Consider the following 16381-nt stretch of genomic DNA (forward strand, 5'->3'; position numbering starts at 1 on the left):
GTAATTTTTAATAATGAAGATGATACACTTTGCTATTATAGCTGCCGGAGAAGGATCCCGTCTTAAAGAGGAGGGGGTCGATCTTCCAAAACCATTATTGACACTTAACGGTGTTCCTATGATCGCAAGATTAATCCGTATTTTTGCTGATCAGGGTGCTCCGGTCGTTCACATTATTATCAATAATCATTCTCCTGAGCTTAAAGCTTACCTTACGGAAGAAAGCTTTGATGTGCCCATTAGCCTGATTATAAAAGATACACCCAGCTCTCTTCATAGTTTTCATGCGCTTATTGAGGCAAATCCGGATTGGGAAGCCTGCTGCCTGACGACTACTGATACTATTTTTAAAGAAGAAGACTTTGCATCTTATTTGAATGGATTCCGTGCAGCAGCACATGCAGATGCTTATATGGGAATCACTCCATTTATAGATGATGAAAGTCCGTTATATGTAAAAACTGATCAGCAGCAGAATATCCTGAGCTTTCAGGATCAGCATACGGAAGATATTCAATATGTATCCGGTGGTATTTACGGGTTGAGAAAGAATGCTATTGAGTTAGTGAAACGCTCTGTTGAGGAAGGGAATACACGGATGCGTAATTATCAAAGAGATTTATTGCTTAATCATTTAAATGTGAAAGGGCATATTTTTGGGAAGGTCGTAGATGTCGATCATCTCAAAGACAAGGAAATGGCTGAAGCATTCCTTTTAGAAAAAACACATTTAGTTAGTGCGAAAAATGGCTGAAAAGATTAAGATTTTGGGAGTGACGAGAAAGAGCCGTTTCTCGCCAAATCATATAGGTAATGATGCTGCCATATTTAATGAAGTATGTGAAAAGCTGACTTTAACAGGTGCCGATATAGAGATTTGTAATGAAGATGAATTCATGGAAAAAGAATCTGTATCGCAGGATTTTATTGTCACAATGGCTCGTACCAAAACCTTGGTAAAAAGGTTACAAAAATTAGAAAAAGAAGGAAAGACAGTTATCAATTCCGGATGGGGAATAGAAAACTGTTTTCGCAAAAATATGACCAATGTATTGCTGGAAGGAGGGATTCCTTATCCGGCGAGCCATGTGGTCTCTACAACTTCTGATATTACAGAAGTTTTTAACTCTTTAAAGGGGAAAGGTGTCTGGATAAAAAGGGGAGATTTTCATGCCATTCATAAAGAAGACGTGACATTTGCGTCCTCTGCTGAAGAGGCAAAATATATTCTCAATGAATACGCACTGAGAGGGATTAAAGAAGCGGTGATCTCTGAGCATCTGGTAGGCGATCTGCTGAAATTCTATGCTGTAAAAGACACTGGATTCTTTCACTATTTCTATCCGTATGAACATAATCACCACAAGTATGCTGTATATGAGCAGATTAATGGGGAGACGGTTCATTATCCTTTTGATGAAGAAAAATTAAAACTAATCGCTGACCGTGCGGCCACGATTCTGGGTGTTCATGTCTATGGTGGAGATATTATCATCGGACCGGATGGCAATTTTCACATTATTGACCTGAATGACTGGCCAAGTTTTGCCCCATGCAGGGCTGAGGCTGCAGATGCTATCTGTAGTCTACTCGTTAACGTCTTTACAACTCAACAACATGCAAAGAGAGACATCGGTATACAACAATCCTAATACTCCCGAAGAACAAGAAACGGCATTTGAACAATCTCTCAAATCCAATGATACAGAAGAACGAATTGACATCTGGTTTTACAGACCGATCGGATTCAAAATAGCACAGGTCTGTGCAAAGATCGGAATCACTCCCAATGCGGTTACTATTATCAGTATTTTCTTTGGTGTAGGAGCCGGTATTTTATTTTATTATCCATCACTTTGGATTAATGTGATTGGGATGTTATTACTGGTGTTTGCCAATTCACTGGATTCGGCAGATGGCCAGTTGGCCAGGATGACAGACAATAAAAGTCGTTTTGGACGTATTTTAGATGGATTTGCGGGTGATTTTTGGTTTGCTTCCATTCATATTGCACTATGTCTGCGACTGATGAATGAAGGATGGTCTGCATGGGTATGGGTTCCGGGCGTATTAGCCGGGGTATCGCATGTTTTCCAATCTGCAATGGCTGACTATTACCGTAATGTACACTTATATTTTATCAAAGGAAAAGCAGGTAGCGAACTGGATAACAGTCGCGATCTGCAGGCAGAATTTGATCAGATGAGCTGGAGTAAACAAGCATTCAGCAAATTTGTATTGAATGGTTACCTTGGGTATACACGTATGCAGGAACGTTTATCTCCCAACCTTCAGCAACTTTTGGGCTTAATCAAAGCGAAGTATGTTGACAGTTTACCGCAGGCATTGGTGACAGAGTTCAGAACCATGAACAAACCACTAATGAAGTATACCAATATTGTTCAATTCAATACCCGTGTTATCTTTTTATTTTTATGGCTTTTCATAGGAGAGGTGTGGTTATACTTTTTCTTTGATATGTTTGTATTAAATCCTATTCTGATCTATATGATCAACAGACAGGAAAAGGTAAGCGGATACTTTGTAAATAAACTCAAAAGTTAGACTCGAATGGCGAGTAAAATCTATAAAATTATTTTCTTTATTCTGGGTCTTGGTACTTTGGGCTATATGGTCTATTCCCTTGGTCCGGAAGTAATATGGGAAAATATACAAAAGACAGGGTGGTGGTTTGTACCGGTTCTGCTGAGCTGGCTGGTCATCTACCTGATGAATGCTATGGCTCTGAGAGATATTCTTCTGGAAAAGGATAACCCTAAGACACGACTGCCATTTGGTAAAATCTTTCAATTGATTGTTACCGGTTTTTCTATCAATTATATCACACCTTTTGTGGCACTAGGAGGAGAACCATACCGTATTATGGAACTGAAGCCCTATGTAGGGAGTTCTAAAGCCGGATCCTCTATTTTGCTGTACACGATGATGCATATCCTTTCTCATCTTGTATTCTGGGTAGCATCGGTAGGCCTTATTCTCTGGTTTGTACCTGCAAGTAAAATTGTCGTAATCGCGTGTGTGACTATTATTCTGATGGCTGTGCTGGGGGTGTGGTGGTTTTCAAAAGGATACAAAAAGGGAATTACAGTGAGTCTGATGAAGTCTCTTAGTAAGCTGCCTTTTGTAGGAAAGAAAATAGCGCTGTATGAGCAGGAGCATCACGAACTTTTGACAGATGTAGATAATCAGGTGAGGTCGTTATATGTAGATCGTAAGAGAAATTTCTACACCTCTTTATGCTGGGAGTTTTTTGCCCGTGTAGTTGGATGTGCTGAAATTTATTTTATAGCCCACGCATTGGGACTTCCGATGACTTATATCGAATGTCTGATTGTAAGTTCCGGATCATCTCTGTTTGCCAATCTGATTTTCTTTTTCCCTATGCAATTAGGCACGCGGGAAGGGGGGATGGCTATGGCTGTCGCCAGTGTAGGATATCAGGCTTCAGTAGGTGTGTTTATCGGTATTGCAACCCGTATCCGTGAGCTGGTATGGATTGCTATAGGTCTTCTTATGATGAGCTTTGCCAAGAGGAGCAAAACCAAGAGAGAAGCACAGTTAAATGAATCAGGAAATTAAATGAACCGGAAGAACTGATATGGAGACCCATATGAATTAGAAATCCGGTACATAAAACAATACTAAATACATGAAAAAAATAGAAGGGTTAATATTTGACTACGGAGGGACATTAGATTCTAACGGACAGCACTGGGCTGCCGTGCTTTGGTCATCCTATCAGAAATATGAAGCCGGAATTTCAAGGGAACAGTTTGATCAGGCTTATGTATATGCGGAGCGTAAAATGGCCACTCATCCTATTATCACGGAAGATTTTAATTTTCTTCAGGTACTTCAGGCTAAATTAAATGTACAATTTGAGTATCTGGCTTCTCAGGATATCAGACTTGATAATCAACTGGCTGATCTTATTGCAAATGATGGATATGAACTGGCTAAAGATAATGTGCTACGTGTTACGGAGAGCCTGAATCGTCTGCATGAAAAGTATCCTGTGGTGATGGTTTCAAATTTTTATGGTAATCTCACATCTGTATTACGGGATTTTGGAATTTACAATTGTTTTGACAAGATTATAGAATCCTCAGTAGTAGGTGTGCGTAAGCCAGACCCTGCAATTTATGCTTTAGGGGTGGATGTGATCGGACTGCCAGCGGCAGACTGTCTGGTGATAGGAGATTCTTACAGTAAAGATATGGTACCTGCAAAGGCCTGCGGTTGTCAGACGCTTTGGCTGAAAGGCGAAGGCTGGAAGGGGGATGATGAAGAGGAAACGAAAGATGCAGATTATACTTTTTATGATATAGGAGATCTGGAACGTATTATTACAAACTGGGAATCCTTATAAAACATTCCAAAGAAAGGCTTATAAAGTATGCCTTTCAATACTACTGAAAATGCCCCGCTAAGCGGGGCATTTTTACTTTATTTCTTTGTAAACATTCCGGCAATATCGTCCAGAAAATTTCCGTCTTTATTCTTATCAAAGAATCCGCTGACCAGATCTGCAAGACCACCACCTGATGACTGCTGTTGTTGACTGTTAGCCGATGTATTATCATTTCCTCCCCCGTTTAGCAATCCACCCAGCAAGTCTCCGATTCCGCCCGAATTACTTTGGGCTGCTTTTTCTTTACCTACATAAGCCATCACAATAGGAGCGAGAGTTGAAAGTACTGTACCAACTGTTTCTGAACTTATTCCGGTCTTGGAAGCAATTTCATTTTTTACCTGATCGGAGTTTTTACCAAACATATGATTGATAATTTTGTCATCATCCTCGCTGGGGCCATCTTCTACAATCTGATCTACACGATCCAATGCATCTCCTGTATGTTTGTTATCCAATGCATTGTTCAGGCTTTCTGCTTGTTCCGATTTTTTGCTGGAATTGTATTTTAGTGCTGCAATCATCAAGGGTACTGCAATCGCAACCATCCACTTAGCTTTGGTCTCGCTGATACCCAGTTTTCCAGCCAGTGCAGTAATGACTTTTGTGCCAATGCCGCCCGTAATTAAATCAATCATTCCCATAATTTTATAGTATTAGTGTTTTTATATGATTTTTGCAAAATCTATTCCAAAGATTCTGATGTTTGTTAAATGTTGGTTTTTAAATTAAACAATTTCTGCAACTGCTTTGTTTGATTAATAATGAGAAGTTTAACGTTTATATTTTTAGCTATTACAATGAATTCACTAACGCCTGCTCGGGGCCAGGGTACACTTCCGGAAGATGACCGCCTAGAGGTTGTGGCAGCCTTCGGACAATCTCAGCCGATCGGTGTATCGGTATCATCTGATAATCGTGTTTTTGTTTCTTTTCCTAAGCGGGAGCCTTATGAAATGGGATTGGCAGAAGTAAAGAATGGAAAGCGGACAGCTTATCCAAATGTAGAATGGAACCGCAAAGAAGGAAATGAGGACGAAGTATTTGTCAATGTGCAGGATATATATGTAGATGGCAACGATCATCTGTGGGTACTGGACTCTAAACCTGCACCTCAGAATTCGGTATTCGGAAATGACGGATCCGGTGAGAAGAAAAACGGACAATTTAAACTGTTGCAAATCGATTTGCATACCGATTCGGTTCTCCATGTCTTTAATTTTGATGATTTGGATAAGGGCAAATCCGGTCTGAATGATGTGCGTGTGGATACGGATAAAAAACTGGCCTACCTTTCGGATCCGGGGCAAGCTGCCATCGTGATTCTTGACCTTATAAGTGGAAAGAGCCGGGTTGTTTTGCAGCATCATTTTTCGACTTTGGCAGATTCCGGTATGGTGCTAACTTATGAGGGTAAAAAAATGGAGGACAAGTCCGGAAATATGTTCAGGTCCAATGTAAATGGAATAGCACTTACCAAAGATTTAAGATACTTTTATTACAGACCTATTAATGGTCTTCATTTATATCGTATAGAAACTAAATATCTGGCAGATGATAAGCTTTCTCAACAGCAACTTAGTTCTTATGTGGAGGATATGGGAGAGACTGCTGTATGCCACGGTATGGAAGCGGATGCAGCCGGCAATATTTATATCACTTCCTCTCTGGATTACAGTATTAAATATTTCACACCCGCCGGCAAACTGATCACGCTTGTGCAGGATCCACGGTTGATCTGGCCGGATTCCTTAGGTATAGGTACAGACGGATACCTGTATTTCTCCTGTGCTCAGGTCAACAGATTACCGCAATGGAACGGAGGTACAGATAAAACTTCTTTTCCGTACCGTATTTATCGTGTTAAATTACCGCCAACTTCTTAAAACCGTCGAATATCAAATAAAAAAATCCAGACGAATGTAATATATCGTCTGGATTTTTTTATGTTTCCTGTACGTAGGTTATGGAAGCATAGTATGAAGTTCTTTAGTAATCGTATCAATATCTTGCTGTTCGATTTCCAAATCACCCGCTCTTGCATTGCTTATAGTCTGTGATGCATTGCGTGCCCCTGCCAGTGCAATAGTGATACCGGGCTGAGCCACTGTCCAGCCTAATACCAGTTGTCCGAGGGTCACATCGTATTTATCTGCAATAGGTTCTATCGTTTTCAGAAATGCATTTGTTCTGGCAATACTGTCATCTGTAAAAAACGGAAGATTAGCACGATGGTCTCCCGCTCCGAATTGTTGTCCGGGTTTCATTTTTCCGGTAAGGAGACCTCTTTCCATAGGACTATAAGCAAGTATTCCGATATCGTTAGCAATACAGTAGGGAACGGTTTCCTTTTCTATGCCTCTGTTGACCATAGAGTAAGGAATCTGATCGGAAATAATTGGACATACAGAAGCAGCTCTTGCCACCTGATCTTTATCATAATTACAGACTCCTGCATATCTTATTTTACCTTGTTCTATAAGTCTGGCTACGGCTTCAAAAGTTTCTTCAATTGCTGTAGTTTTGTCATTCCAGTGAATCTGGTAAAGATCAATATAATCTGTTCCCAGTCTTTTTAGCGACTGCTCACATTCGTATATCACGCTGTCTTTACCTGCATATTTATAGATTGTAATATCCTGTCCCTGATTGTTTTTACTGGGTCCTACAAGATCACCCTGATCTGTATCCCAGCGCATTCCGAACTTAGTCAGAATCTGAATCTTGTCGCGCGACAATCCTTTAATAGCTTCACCAACGATTTCTTCACTTGTGCCCTGCCCATAGATAGGTGCTGTATCTATAGATGTCATCCCTTCTTCCAAGCCAGCTTGTATCGCTTTTATAGCCTCATTACGATCTGTACTTCCCCACATCCATCCTCCGGCAGCCCAGGCGCCAAAAGTAATAGTCGATAGTTGAAGATCGCTTTTTCCAATTTTCCGATATTTCATAGCGTTCGTTTTTTTACTTTCCTAAAAGTAAGAGTCCTTTTCTCAAATTAAAAGTCTGTCTTGTTATTATGAGCTTAATTTGACTATATTTAGCCAAACTATGATTTTGAAATGATGAACCGAATTATTTTGATGCTTCCTGTTTTGTTTGGGCTATTTTCCTGCCAATCAACTGAAAATAAGAATAATGCTGCTCAGGATTCTGTGAAAAGTATTCAGCTGGATGCGCAGCAGGCACAGCGCATTCTGGATCTTCCTCTCCACTGTCTGACTACAGAGTATCCGAATAAACTCGGACAGGTGATAGGTAGTGAGCAGGATCTCAAAACACCTAAGCAATTAAGACCTGTCTTCTATGGCTGTTTTGACTGGCATTCTTCTGTACACGGATATTGGTCTGTTATCAAAATTTTAAAAACACATCCTGATCTGGATAAAGATGGTCATAATCGTCAGTTACTGAAGCAACATATCACTCCTGAAAATGTACAGGTAGAGCTGGCTTTTTTTCAGGATAAAAATAACCTCGGTTTTGAGCGTACATATGGCTGGGCCTGGTTATTCAAATTGCAGGAAGAGCTGCTAAGCTGGAATGATACGGATGCCAAGCAGTGGGCGCAGAATCTACAGCCCTTAGTAGATATATTGGTAGACCGATACCAAACCTATCTGCCTAAATTAGTCTATCCTATCCGTTCCGGACAGCATGATAATTCTGCATTTGGTTTCTCGCTTTCACTGGACTATGCAAGAGCTGTAGGCAATAAAGAGTTTGAAAATATACTGGCAGAGCATGCAAAACGCTTATATACTCAGGACAAGAATTGTGATCTGGCCTATGAGCCAAGTGGCTCTGATTTTCTGTCTCCCTGTCTGGAAGAGGCGCTTGTCATGAGTAAAATATTGCCACAGGCAGCGTATAAAACCTGGTTAAAGACTTTTATGCCACAATTGTTTGAAGCCGATTTTTCATTAAAGCCGGCTGTCGTAAAAGATCGCACAGACGGCAAGCTGGTTCATCTGGATGGTTTGAATTTCAGCCGTGCCACTTGTCTTAATGGTATTGCAAAGGCCTTGCCTGAGTTGCACCATCTCAAAAAGGTAGGACATGAGCATCTTGCTTTCTCGCTACCTAATATCTCAAATGATGATTATATGGGCAGTCATTGGCTAGGTACATTTGCTCTCTATGCACTAGCGCATCAGGATTAGGTAAATTTGCTGAACAATCTGGCTTCTTTCTGTTATATTTATTCTTAATATATTACAGTGAGGAAAGTTTATTGTTCAGCTATTGCTCTTATACATTCTTCTCTGATATACCAGATGTCCTCTATAGAATAAGGAATGTTATTTTGTGCTAACCATTCAGTAAGATATCTGCGATGAAAGTCTGTCTTATAATCGGTGATCTGATCGGCTGAAATATCAACTTCCATTAACAGATCCAACTCAAATTTTGTTTCATTAACTCCAATCCCTGTTGCGTCAACGATATAGTTATGAATTCGGAGATAATTATGTGCCTCCGGGATATATTCAAGACTATATTTATTTAATATAGTTGCAACAGCAGGAGTATTTTTCTTATCCATCATAAAGATACCTAACATTAGTCTGATTTGGTTATGACCATTTTCATCAGCTAATCGTTTAAGCAGGGCGTGCTTTGTACTACAGGTTCCTGCAAATTCTTGAAATAGAATTACAGAATCTGATTTATCTGTATTTCTTTTGTAGGGAAGCTGAATTACCCATTTGACAGCAGATTCAAAATCAGCTATTCCCTTACTTAAAAACAAATCTGAAACCTTGCTGTTGCCTCTGATTTCAAAATTGAAAGGTTTGAAATATAATCTTCTGGAAAACAGGTTTGTTCTTTCATTATTCAATAAAGCATGTCCGCTTTTTTTATTGGTAAAGTAATTTAAAGATTTAATCAGATTCCGGACATGGAAATTGGTTCCGAAATCGTCATTTTTACGACATTCATTATAGATGTCTAATGCTGTGCGAGTATTATCAAAATAGTCGTTATTTAGTAAATGGAGTATAAAATCCTTTACTCTATCTAATGTGGACAAAAATTTAGTAGTATGAAGGGCACAGAGTTTCTCTTCTTCTATGAGCGTAAATGGATTTGATTTGCTTAACTGTTCATTCCGGATTAGAATCTGAAAGGAGGTTTTCCTGTTTTCAGTCTGACTGACAGTTATCTTTAATTGGTAATTATCATGCTTTGTCACATCAGGGGTAAATTTTTCTATACTTTCTCCAAATATAGATGCCAGATAATTGCTGTCAACAGGATCTATATGTGTAGTTTTCAGAGGATTTTCAGCATCTCTTATAAAAAAATCATGTTTTCCCAGTAGAAATGAACATTCATACGCGGAATAGCCGATCTCTATCCGATAGGTATGAAACATGAAAATTTTTCGAAAAAGTATAGCAGGAAATACCTGATCATGAGTTTGCTTAGTTTTGGGCATGTCTTTAATCCGATAAATCTAATATTATAAATTATTGATGTCTACGGTAAATTGATTCTGTTTCACTTTTTCGCTCTAATTTATTCTTCTCAGTTGCTGTTTTGATAACAGCAGTAAAATCGTTGTTAGTCCAGTTTTTCCCGGAGTAAGCGCTACAATGAGCTGCTATTTGAGCTACTGTATGCCAGTCGTTAAAAAATGGATCTTGTTTTTCTTCCAACAATATAAATATGGTTGAGGTTTGCGTAAGTTCTTTGGGTCTTTGAACTACCTGTTTTTCTACCATCAATTCTTCTATAGGTTGTTCCGGATAAAATGTAAACAGTGAAAATTCTTCGATTATCCCCATTTCATGTGCGGTCTTTGTAAACAATTGCGCTATCTTATTTAAGTGTTTGTCTGTATATTTTTCAGTTCGAAAATTGTTTTCAATTATCCCTAAGGTGTTGCTGTCTGATCCAGGGCTGATTTCCGAACTTACTTCCCTTTGTGTAAGTCCAAGTGTCAATCTCCACGATCTGACCATATTGATTGTAAAAAGAGCAACTGAAGAGATATATACCGGTTTTTTCATTTACCGAAAATCACTCGTTGTTTATTAATATTTTGGATGTAAATAAATTTGTATTTTATTAAAATATTGTCTATCATTGTTTTGTAGATTTATTTTTTATTTAATCACGCTAATATTGTTTATCTAAGGCAATTTTATAAACTGCTTTATTTCTTTAGAAAGTCTGCTTTCTGTTTTTATTAATCTTTTTTATCACTCTATATTATTTCCATAGTTATGAGAAATCAATTAAAACAGCTTTACAGGAAAATTATTAAGCATCCGGAATAATACAAGTGTTGACTTTATTTTTTACTGACTAAAATCCGGGACATTGGAGATGTTTTATTGCCTAATGTATTCTTATTACTCTTAACAAGGGAAACAGGACCGGTAAAGTTTAGGCCAATTATTTTAATCCGATGAAAATTTGGAGTATGCGACTTTATACAAAAAAGATTGCACGGATCCCTTTTGCCTGTTCCCGAGGTTTGCATTGATTTTAAAATTCATTGGTCAAAAAGTTCAGTTATTCAATTTTAGGGTATGTCTTTCCGGGAAGATAATCCGGTTAGATTTTAATGATCAGATTTTCGAATTATTAACAATGTAAAAATATGAAATATCCGAGTAGTACATAAATCTTTACAGCGATAACAGAGGGTATAAATTATAGAACAAACTTGTTTTGCTTGATTCGGATATTTCATGTGGTCACTCCATAATTAAATTACATATGAAACAAAAGTTATTCAATCTTTTAGTCTGTATCGTTTTTTTTAATTCACTTGCATTTGGACAGGAAAAAAACGTCACAGGCCGGGTCACATCATCTAAAGATGAAAATCTTCCTGATGTCACAGTAGCCGTATCGGGTACATCGAGAGGAGCACGAACAAATGGTAGCGGAATATATAGTATTCAGGTTTCACCGGGTGAGACTTTAATTTTTAAGTATATAGGGTTTTCAGATAAATATATTGTTGTTGGTTCTTCGGATATCTACAACGTTACTTTGGTGCCATCTGAATCCGTTTTAGATGAGGTTGTAGTAGTTGGATATGGAGCCGGCAGGAGCCGTTCATCTGTTGTCGGATCTTATGTTCAGGTGACAACTAACGATATAAAGGGTAAACCGTCTGCTAATGCATTGGAAACCCTACAGGGAAAAGTTCCCGGTTTGCAAGTCTTTACATCTTCGGGAGAACCTTCCGTAACACAATCTGTACGATTACAGGGTGTGGGATCTTTGGGGGCAAGTTCAACACCACTCTATGTATTAGACGGAATTCCGATAAATACAGGTTCTATAGTCTCGATGAATCCGGAAGATTTTGAAAGTATAACAGTGCTGAAAGATGCTTCTGCAACTTCTATCTATGGATCACGGGCTGCTAACGGTGTTATTTATTTTACCAGTAAGAAGGGAAAAGCTGCTGACCGGGCTACGGTAACAGCAAGAGCTCAATACGGCTGGACGGATCTCGCATCGCGTAAAATGCAGAATACATTAATGACGTCTTCAGAGTTGCAGGAATTTTGGTTAGAAACTAAATACAAAACGCAGCAAGAGATCGATGAAATCAGGAAAAACTGGCCGAATGATTTTAAATGGGATACTTATTATTTTCAGAAAAATGTACCCCTAAAACAGATGGACCTGAATATTTCCGGAGGATCCGCCAGGACACAATACTATATTTCGGCAGGATATATGGATGCGAAAGGAGTCATGTACCGATCTGGCTTTGACAGAATCACGCTCAGAAGCAATGTGACATCTCATATCAATGACTGGATACAACTTGGTGCTAATCTAGCTGGTGGGTATGACCGTAGAGAAACCAATGGATGGACATTAAATAGTACGAACGGAGGTCTGGCTCTTTTAGCTTTACCCTGGTACACACCTTACGATAAGAATGGTAAGGAATATTATGAAGAACAGATCCCTGGTTGGGGAAGATATTCACCAAAATATCTGGCAGATAAAAATCCGAGTAGAGGACGTAATCAACAATTCAATCCGAATGTGTTCGTTCAGGCTATACCGATCAAGAATCTGATACTACGTTCTCAGGCTGGTATAGATTACTTTAATTACAGAGGTTCATCCAGACGAATGCCATCTTATGCAGCTTCACCCCGACAAGGTACAGGTAATGAAAGCTGGACACAAGGAGTAGCGCGTACGCTGACCAATACAATAGAATATAAGCTGGTTTTAAAAGATAAACACAAACTGGGTATCCTGGGAGGGCATGAATTCTCGGATTATGATGAGCAGAATTTTTCTGCATCCGTTGAGGGATTGACAGATGATGCCTTAATACTGTTATCTGCGGGGTCAAAAAACAAGAATGTTGGACAGACTAAAACACAATATGCTTATAACTCATATTTTGGAAGGTTGAGTTATGGATATAATGATACCTATTATATCGATGGTACACTCCGGCAGGATGAATCTTCCCGGTTTGGCCGGGAGAATAGGAAAGCTACTTTCTGGTCAGTCGGAGGTATGTGGAATATGAAAAAAGAAAAATTCTTATCAGATGTTGACTGGATTAATACATTACAGATTAGAGCAAGTGCAGGAACTTCTGGAAATTCTGCGATAGGTAACTATAATTCCCTTAACACTGTTTCTGCAAATATCTATGACGGACAGACTTCGTGGGGAATAGCTCAACCTGGTAATCCTAATCTGGCCTGGGAAGAACAGATCAAAACCAATTTTGGTTTCGGAGTACGGCTATTTGACAGGCTAAATCTGGACATAGAATTTTTTAACAGAGTGACTAAAAATATGCTGGTTGATGTACCATATCCATATACTTCTGGATTTTCTGCTATTACTGAAAACGTAGGTTCGCTCAGAAACAGAGGGATGGATATCAGTTTTAGTGTAGATATTGTCAGATCTTCCGATTATTATTTTAGTCCCTATGTCAATCTGGGGCTAGTACAACAGAAAGTAACGGAATTATTTCAGGGGAAAAATTATTGGATTATCCCTAATACAGGGGTGAGCTGGGCTGTCGGGAAGCCTATCGAGTTTTTCTATCCGATTCAGTCTGGTGTAAATCCTCAAACTGGTCTGATGGAATGGTTTATGCCGGGAGATGATATTTCTCAGACAACAAAAGATCCCGGCCGGATTACTTCTGTGTTTAGCTCCTCTGCTTTGCAGCAGAGTACGGGTATAAAAAGATATCCGCCGTTTAATGGAGGTTTTGGTTTTCAATCCGGCTATAAAGGTATTTATCTGAATGCAGATTTAATTTTTTCATCCGGAAAATACCTGATTAACAACGATCGGTATTTCTTTGAGAATGCTTCAAATTTTGCAGGCTTCAATCAATCCCGTAACGTTCGCGATTACTGGAAAGCTCCAGGCGATCAGACCCGGTTTCCAAAATATGGACAGGTGAATCAATTTGATTCCGGACTCATAGAAAATGCTTCTTTTATAAGACTCAAGGGGCTGACAATTGGGTATAATCTGCCCAAGTCACTATTTCAGAATATGAAATTTTTCAAAGGAACAAGGGTCTATTATACAGGAAGAAATTTACTGCTCTTTACAAAATATCAAGGGCCGGATCCTGAAATTGATACCAATGTCACATATGGAGCAAACCCCAATACGAAGCAGTCAGTTTTGGGAATTGAATTACAATTTTAATAAATAAGAAAATGAAACAAATGATAAAGCTCAAATCTATTATTACATATCTGACTATTACGTTTGGTTTGATTTCATGTAATGTGGAGAGATTACCTGAAGATCAAATAGATCTATCCCGCGCATTTGAATCAGTAACCGATGCCGGAAACTGGGATAATCTATTTTACCGTCAATTGAGGGGTAACGTGTATGGTGTATATAGTTTTACTACTGAAGTACAAGCTGATATGTTGAACGCAACAGCTGGCTACGGTAACCGTAACGGAGCTCCACACAGATGGACCGACTTTCTTTCCGGAGACGGTAATATAAGTACTATATATAGTAATTATTATTCAGCTATAAATAATATTAATATTGCCATCAGGGGATTCAAAAAAATCAGTCCTGCTAATGAGGCAGAACAGAAAAGTCTTAATCAGTATACAGGAGATGCACATCTTGCACGGGCATATTACTATCTTAATCTTGTCTTGCGATTTTCGAAGGCTTACGATCCATCAACTTCAAAGGCAGATCTGGGTGTTGCACTGATATTAGAACCTGATGTAAATTTAAAGCCTAAAAGATCTACTGTAAGTGAGATATATACACAGATATTATCGGATATAGGTATAGCAAAAACAAATCTTCAGAATGTACAGGGGACTAAGGGAGCGACCAGATTTACAATTGATGCCGTATGGGCATTAGAGGCCAGAGTGAAGCTGTATATGCAAGATTGGGAAGGAGCTAAGGCAGCTGCAGAAGAACTCATAAAAGGCGGAAAGTATACGCTTTATAATTCAGCTGAAGGTGTTTTGAAAATGTGGTCAGAAGATACTAAAGATGAAATTATCTTTGAACCTGCTGTAAGGTCTCCTGACGAAAGGCCAAATACAATGAGTATATTCTATGGTTATAATACCGGAGGAAGAAATTACAGACCTGATTTCCTGCCTTCACAATGGGTTATTGATAAATTTAGTAATACGGACTACCGTAAGGCAGCTTATTTTAAAGTAGTACCTATATTTATTCAGGGAAGTAGATATGAAGGGTTTCGGATTGTAAACAAGTGGCCAGGGAACCGTTCTTTAATGACTGATCTTAATACCAATTATAACTCACAGAAAGTTTTCAGAATAGCAGAATACTACCTGATCTCAGCAGAAGCATCCTATATGATTGATCAGCAGGAAGATGCCATGAAGCGCACAAATGAGCTGCGTAAAGCAAGGGGGCTGACTCCAATAAACCTTACGGGTCAAATGCTGTTAAATGAAATCAAAGATGAACGTTTTCGGGAATTAGCTTTTGAAGGTTTTAGATTAGACGATTTAAAAAGATGGAAAGAAGGGTTTGAAAGGAAAAATCCACAATCTATGGATATGATTATGAAAGGAGTTGATTTTGAAAGTAAGCGTGTGACTGCAGGTGATAATAAATTTGTTTGGGGTATTCCGGAGAGAGATGTTACCGTCAATCTCAATCTGACTCAAAATCCCGGCTGGTAAAGCATCAGATTTATAGTCTTGACTTTTCAGAGAACAGTATCAATCTGCCTGAGACCGCTGTAAAAATGATGGCTCAGGCAGATTGTTTATTAGACTGTGTAAGAGTATTTAGATAAATAACACACGATCAAACTAACTGTAGCATACGCTAAGCTGCATTAAGGATCTTTTGCTTTGCTCAATGTTAGTATGAAATACAGATTCAGTCGCTATACTCTTTAATTTATAGGTATAAGGACATTATCCTCCAACCGTAGTGCTGAAATAGTGATAGAAGTAAATCCATCTTCTTTAGAAACTATTCTGGAAAGATCCAATCCCCTTAACGAAAATGCGTGTAATAATGCCGTACGGAAAGCTCCGCTGGAACCCGGCCGGCCATGTGCCTGTATATCCTGATTGTTGACTTCTATTAATTCCTGTACGCTGTACTTTTGAAAGATTTCCAAAAAATCCTGATAAAGTTGAATCGGTGTTGACATACCATTTAAAATTAAAAACGTTTAACCATAAATCGTATTCAGAACCTGGGCTTAAAATAAGTCGTGACTGACGTTTATTTTGGCGGACACCCGTATTATTTTACCACCGTGGTGACTCCACTCGGTTGGTATTGTTTCGAACAATTCTGAATACTCTACCAAAATTATAGACTTTATTTTAGTAATCCAAATTTTTATTCATAAATATTTTTCAGACTTGTCGGGGAAACTGATTTTTTAATTCTTTTTCAGTAAAACAAGATACTGAACAGGAGTAGCTT

The 16381-nt window shown here is 38.7% G+C and carries 14 protein-coding genes and 1 riboswitch; of the genes, 9 read left to right on the forward strand and 5 right to left on the reverse strand.

The genetic code is table 11. The features are described from left to right. The first annotated feature begins 13 nt into the window (after positions 1 to 13). The 5 genes from I6J02_RS15570 to I6J02_RS15590 all read left to right on the forward strand — a co-directional run bounded on the left by I6J02_RS15570 (position 14) and on the right by I6J02_RS15590 (position 4390). The gene (locus I6J02_RS15570; RefSeq protein WP_201678755.1) at positions 14 to 754 is read left to right on the forward strand and encodes an NDP-sugar synthase; all 741 of its coding nucleotides are present in this window, start codon (positions 14 to 16) and stop codon (positions 752 to 754) included. Further along, a complete protein-coding gene (locus tag I6J02_RS15575; protein WP_201678756.1) occupies positions 747 to 1652 on the forward strand; it encodes a hypothetical protein in 906 nt (301 codons plus the stop codon). The genes I6J02_RS15570 and I6J02_RS15575 overlap by 8 nt, the downstream gene beginning before the upstream one ends. Continuing rightward, positions 1618 to 2565, forward strand: a complete 948-nt coding sequence (locus I6J02_RS15580; RefSeq protein ID WP_201678757.1) for a CDP-alcohol phosphatidyltransferase family protein — start codon at positions 1618 to 1620, stop codon at positions 2563 to 2565. The genes I6J02_RS15575 and I6J02_RS15580 overlap by 35 nt, the downstream gene beginning before the upstream one ends. A gap of 6 nt (positions 2566 to 2571) precedes the next feature. Then, positions 2572 to 3600 (forward strand): YbhN family protein, encoded by a 1029-nt coding sequence (locus I6J02_RS15585; RefSeq protein ID WP_201678758.1) that lies wholly within the window; start codon positions 2572 to 2574, stop codon positions 3598 to 3600. A gap of 70 nt (positions 3601 to 3670) precedes the next feature. Further along, complete coding sequence (locus tag I6J02_RS15590; RefSeq protein WP_201678759.1) at positions 3671 to 4390, forward strand: HAD family hydrolase; 720 nt, start codon at positions 3671 to 3673, stop codon at positions 4388 to 4390. A 77-nt stretch (positions 4391 to 4467) separates the two neighbouring features. Here I6J02_RS15590 and I6J02_RS15595 read toward each other — a convergent pair whose 3' ends face one another. After that, positions 4468 to 5070, reverse strand: a complete 603-nt coding sequence (locus I6J02_RS15595) for a DUF937 domain-containing protein (RefSeq protein ID WP_236582015.1) — start codon at positions 5068 to 5070, stop codon at positions 4468 to 4470. A 162-nt stretch (positions 5071 to 5232) separates the two neighbouring features. Between I6J02_RS15595 and I6J02_RS15600 the strand changes: the two genes are divergently transcribed. Continuing rightward, complete coding sequence (locus I6J02_RS15600) at positions 5233 to 6318, forward strand: major royal jelly family protein (RefSeq protein ID WP_236582024.1); 1086 nt, start codon at positions 5233 to 5235, stop codon at positions 6316 to 6318. Between the two features lie 78 nt (positions 6319 to 6396). On the opposite strand, the gene I6J02_RS15605 is transcribed toward I6J02_RS15600, so the two are convergent. Continuing rightward, positions 6397 to 7386 (reverse strand): aldo/keto reductase, encoded by a 990-nt coding sequence (locus I6J02_RS15605; protein ID WP_201678762.1) that lies wholly within the window; start codon positions 7384 to 7386, stop codon positions 6397 to 6399. 111 nt (positions 7387 to 7497) lie between these two features. Between I6J02_RS15605 and I6J02_RS15610 the strand changes: the two genes are divergently transcribed. After that, positions 7498 to 8598: a DUF2891 domain-containing protein gene (locus I6J02_RS15610; protein WP_201678763.1), complete on the forward strand. Its 1101-nt coding sequence runs from the start codon at positions 7498 to 7500 to the stop codon at positions 8596 to 8598. A 68-nt stretch (positions 8599 to 8666) separates the two neighbouring features. On the opposite strand, the gene I6J02_RS15615 is transcribed toward I6J02_RS15610, so the two are convergent. Both I6J02_RS15615 and I6J02_RS15620 read right to left on the reverse strand, forming a co-directional pair. Beyond that, on the reverse strand, positions 8667 to 9878 hold the full coding sequence (locus tag I6J02_RS15615) for a hypothetical protein (RefSeq protein ID WP_201678764.1): 1212 nt from the start codon (positions 9876 to 9878) through the stop codon (positions 8667 to 8669). A 31-nt stretch (positions 9879 to 9909) separates the two neighbouring features. Then, positions 9910 to 10452, reverse strand: a complete 543-nt coding sequence (locus I6J02_RS15620) for a hypothetical protein (protein WP_201678765.1) — start codon at positions 10450 to 10452, stop codon at positions 9910 to 9912. Positions 10453 to 11167: 715 nt separating this feature from the next. On the opposite strand from I6J02_RS15620, the gene I6J02_RS15625 reads away from it, so the two are divergent. Together I6J02_RS15625 and I6J02_RS15630 are read left to right on the forward strand one after the other, a co-directional pair. Beyond that, on the forward strand, positions 11168 to 14119 hold the full coding sequence (locus tag I6J02_RS15625) for a SusC/RagA family TonB-linked outer membrane protein (protein ID WP_201678766.1): 2952 nt from the start codon (positions 11168 to 11170) through the stop codon (positions 14117 to 14119). 11 nt (positions 14120 to 14130) lie between these two features. Beyond that, positions 14131 to 15618, forward strand: a complete 1488-nt coding sequence (locus I6J02_RS15630; protein WP_201678767.1) for a RagB/SusD family nutrient uptake outer membrane protein — start codon at positions 14131 to 14133, stop codon at positions 15616 to 15618. Positions 15619 to 15836: 218 nt separating this feature from the next. On the opposite strand, the gene I6J02_RS15635 is transcribed toward I6J02_RS15630, so the two are convergent. Next, positions 15837 to 16100: a 5-oxoprolinase gene (locus tag I6J02_RS15635; RefSeq protein ID WP_201678768.1), complete on the reverse strand. Its 264-nt coding sequence runs from the start codon at positions 16098 to 16100 to the stop codon at positions 15837 to 15839. 65 nt (positions 16101 to 16165) lie between these two features. Next, a riboswitch (SAM-I-IV-variant riboswitch) is annotated at positions 16166 to 16259 on the reverse strand. Between the last annotated feature and the right edge of the window lie 122 nt (positions 16260 to 16381).

Source organism: Sphingobacterium spiritivorum, assembly GCF_016725325.1.
In the GTDB taxonomy this organism is placed as follows: Bacteria; Bacteroidota; Bacteroidia; order Sphingobacteriales; family Sphingobacteriaceae; genus Sphingobacterium.

Bases quoted from the DNA above. Each gene is read 5' to 3' on its own strand.
- I6J02_RS15570 (WP_201678755.1), top strand. From the start codon at position 14: ATGAAGATGATACACTTTGCTATTATAGCTGCCGGAGAAGGATCCCGT.
- I6J02_RS15575 (WP_201678756.1), top strand. From the start codon at position 747: ATGGCTGAAAAGATTAAGATTTTGGGAGTGACGAGAAAGAGCCGTTTC.
- I6J02_RS15580 (WP_201678757.1), top strand. From the start codon at position 1,618: ATGCAAAGAGAGACATCGGTATACAACAATCCTAATACTCCCGAAGAA.
- I6J02_RS15585 (WP_201678758.1), top strand. From the start codon at position 2,572: ATGGCGAGTAAAATCTATAAAATTATTTTCTTTATTCTGGGTCTTGGT.
- I6J02_RS15590 (WP_201678759.1), top strand. From the start codon at position 3,671: ATGAAAAAAATAGAAGGGTTAATATTTGACTACGGAGGGACATTAGAT.
- I6J02_RS15595 (WP_236582015.1), bottom strand. From the start codon at position 5,070: ATGATTGATTTAATTACGGGCGGCATTGGCACAAAAGTCATTACTGCA.
- I6J02_RS15600 (WP_236582024.1), top strand. From the start codon at position 5,233: ATGAATTCACTAACGCCTGCTCGGGGCCAGGGTACACTTCCGGAAGAT.
- I6J02_RS15605 (WP_201678762.1), bottom strand. From the start codon at position 7,386: ATGAAATATCGGAAAATTGGAAAAAGCGATCTTCAACTATCGACTATT.
- I6J02_RS15610 (WP_201678763.1), top strand. From the start codon at position 7,498: ATGATGAACCGAATTATTTTGATGCTTCCTGTTTTGTTTGGGCTATTT.
- I6J02_RS15615 (WP_201678764.1), bottom strand. From the start codon at position 9,878: ATGCCCAAAACTAAGCAAACTCATGATCAGGTATTTCCTGCTATACTT.
- I6J02_RS15620 (WP_201678765.1), bottom strand. From the start codon at position 10,452: ATGAAAAAACCGGTATATATCTCTTCAGTTGCTCTTTTTACAATCAAT.
- I6J02_RS15625 (WP_201678766.1), top strand. From the start codon at position 11,168: ATGAAACAAAAGTTATTCAATCTTTTAGTCTGTATCGTTTTTTTTAAT.
- I6J02_RS15630 (WP_201678767.1), top strand. From the start codon at position 14,131: ATGAAACAAATGATAAAGCTCAAATCTATTATTACATATCTGACTATT.
- I6J02_RS15635 (WP_201678768.1), bottom strand. From the start codon at position 16,100: ATGTCAACACCGATTCAACTTTATCAGGATTTTTTGGAAATCTTTCAA.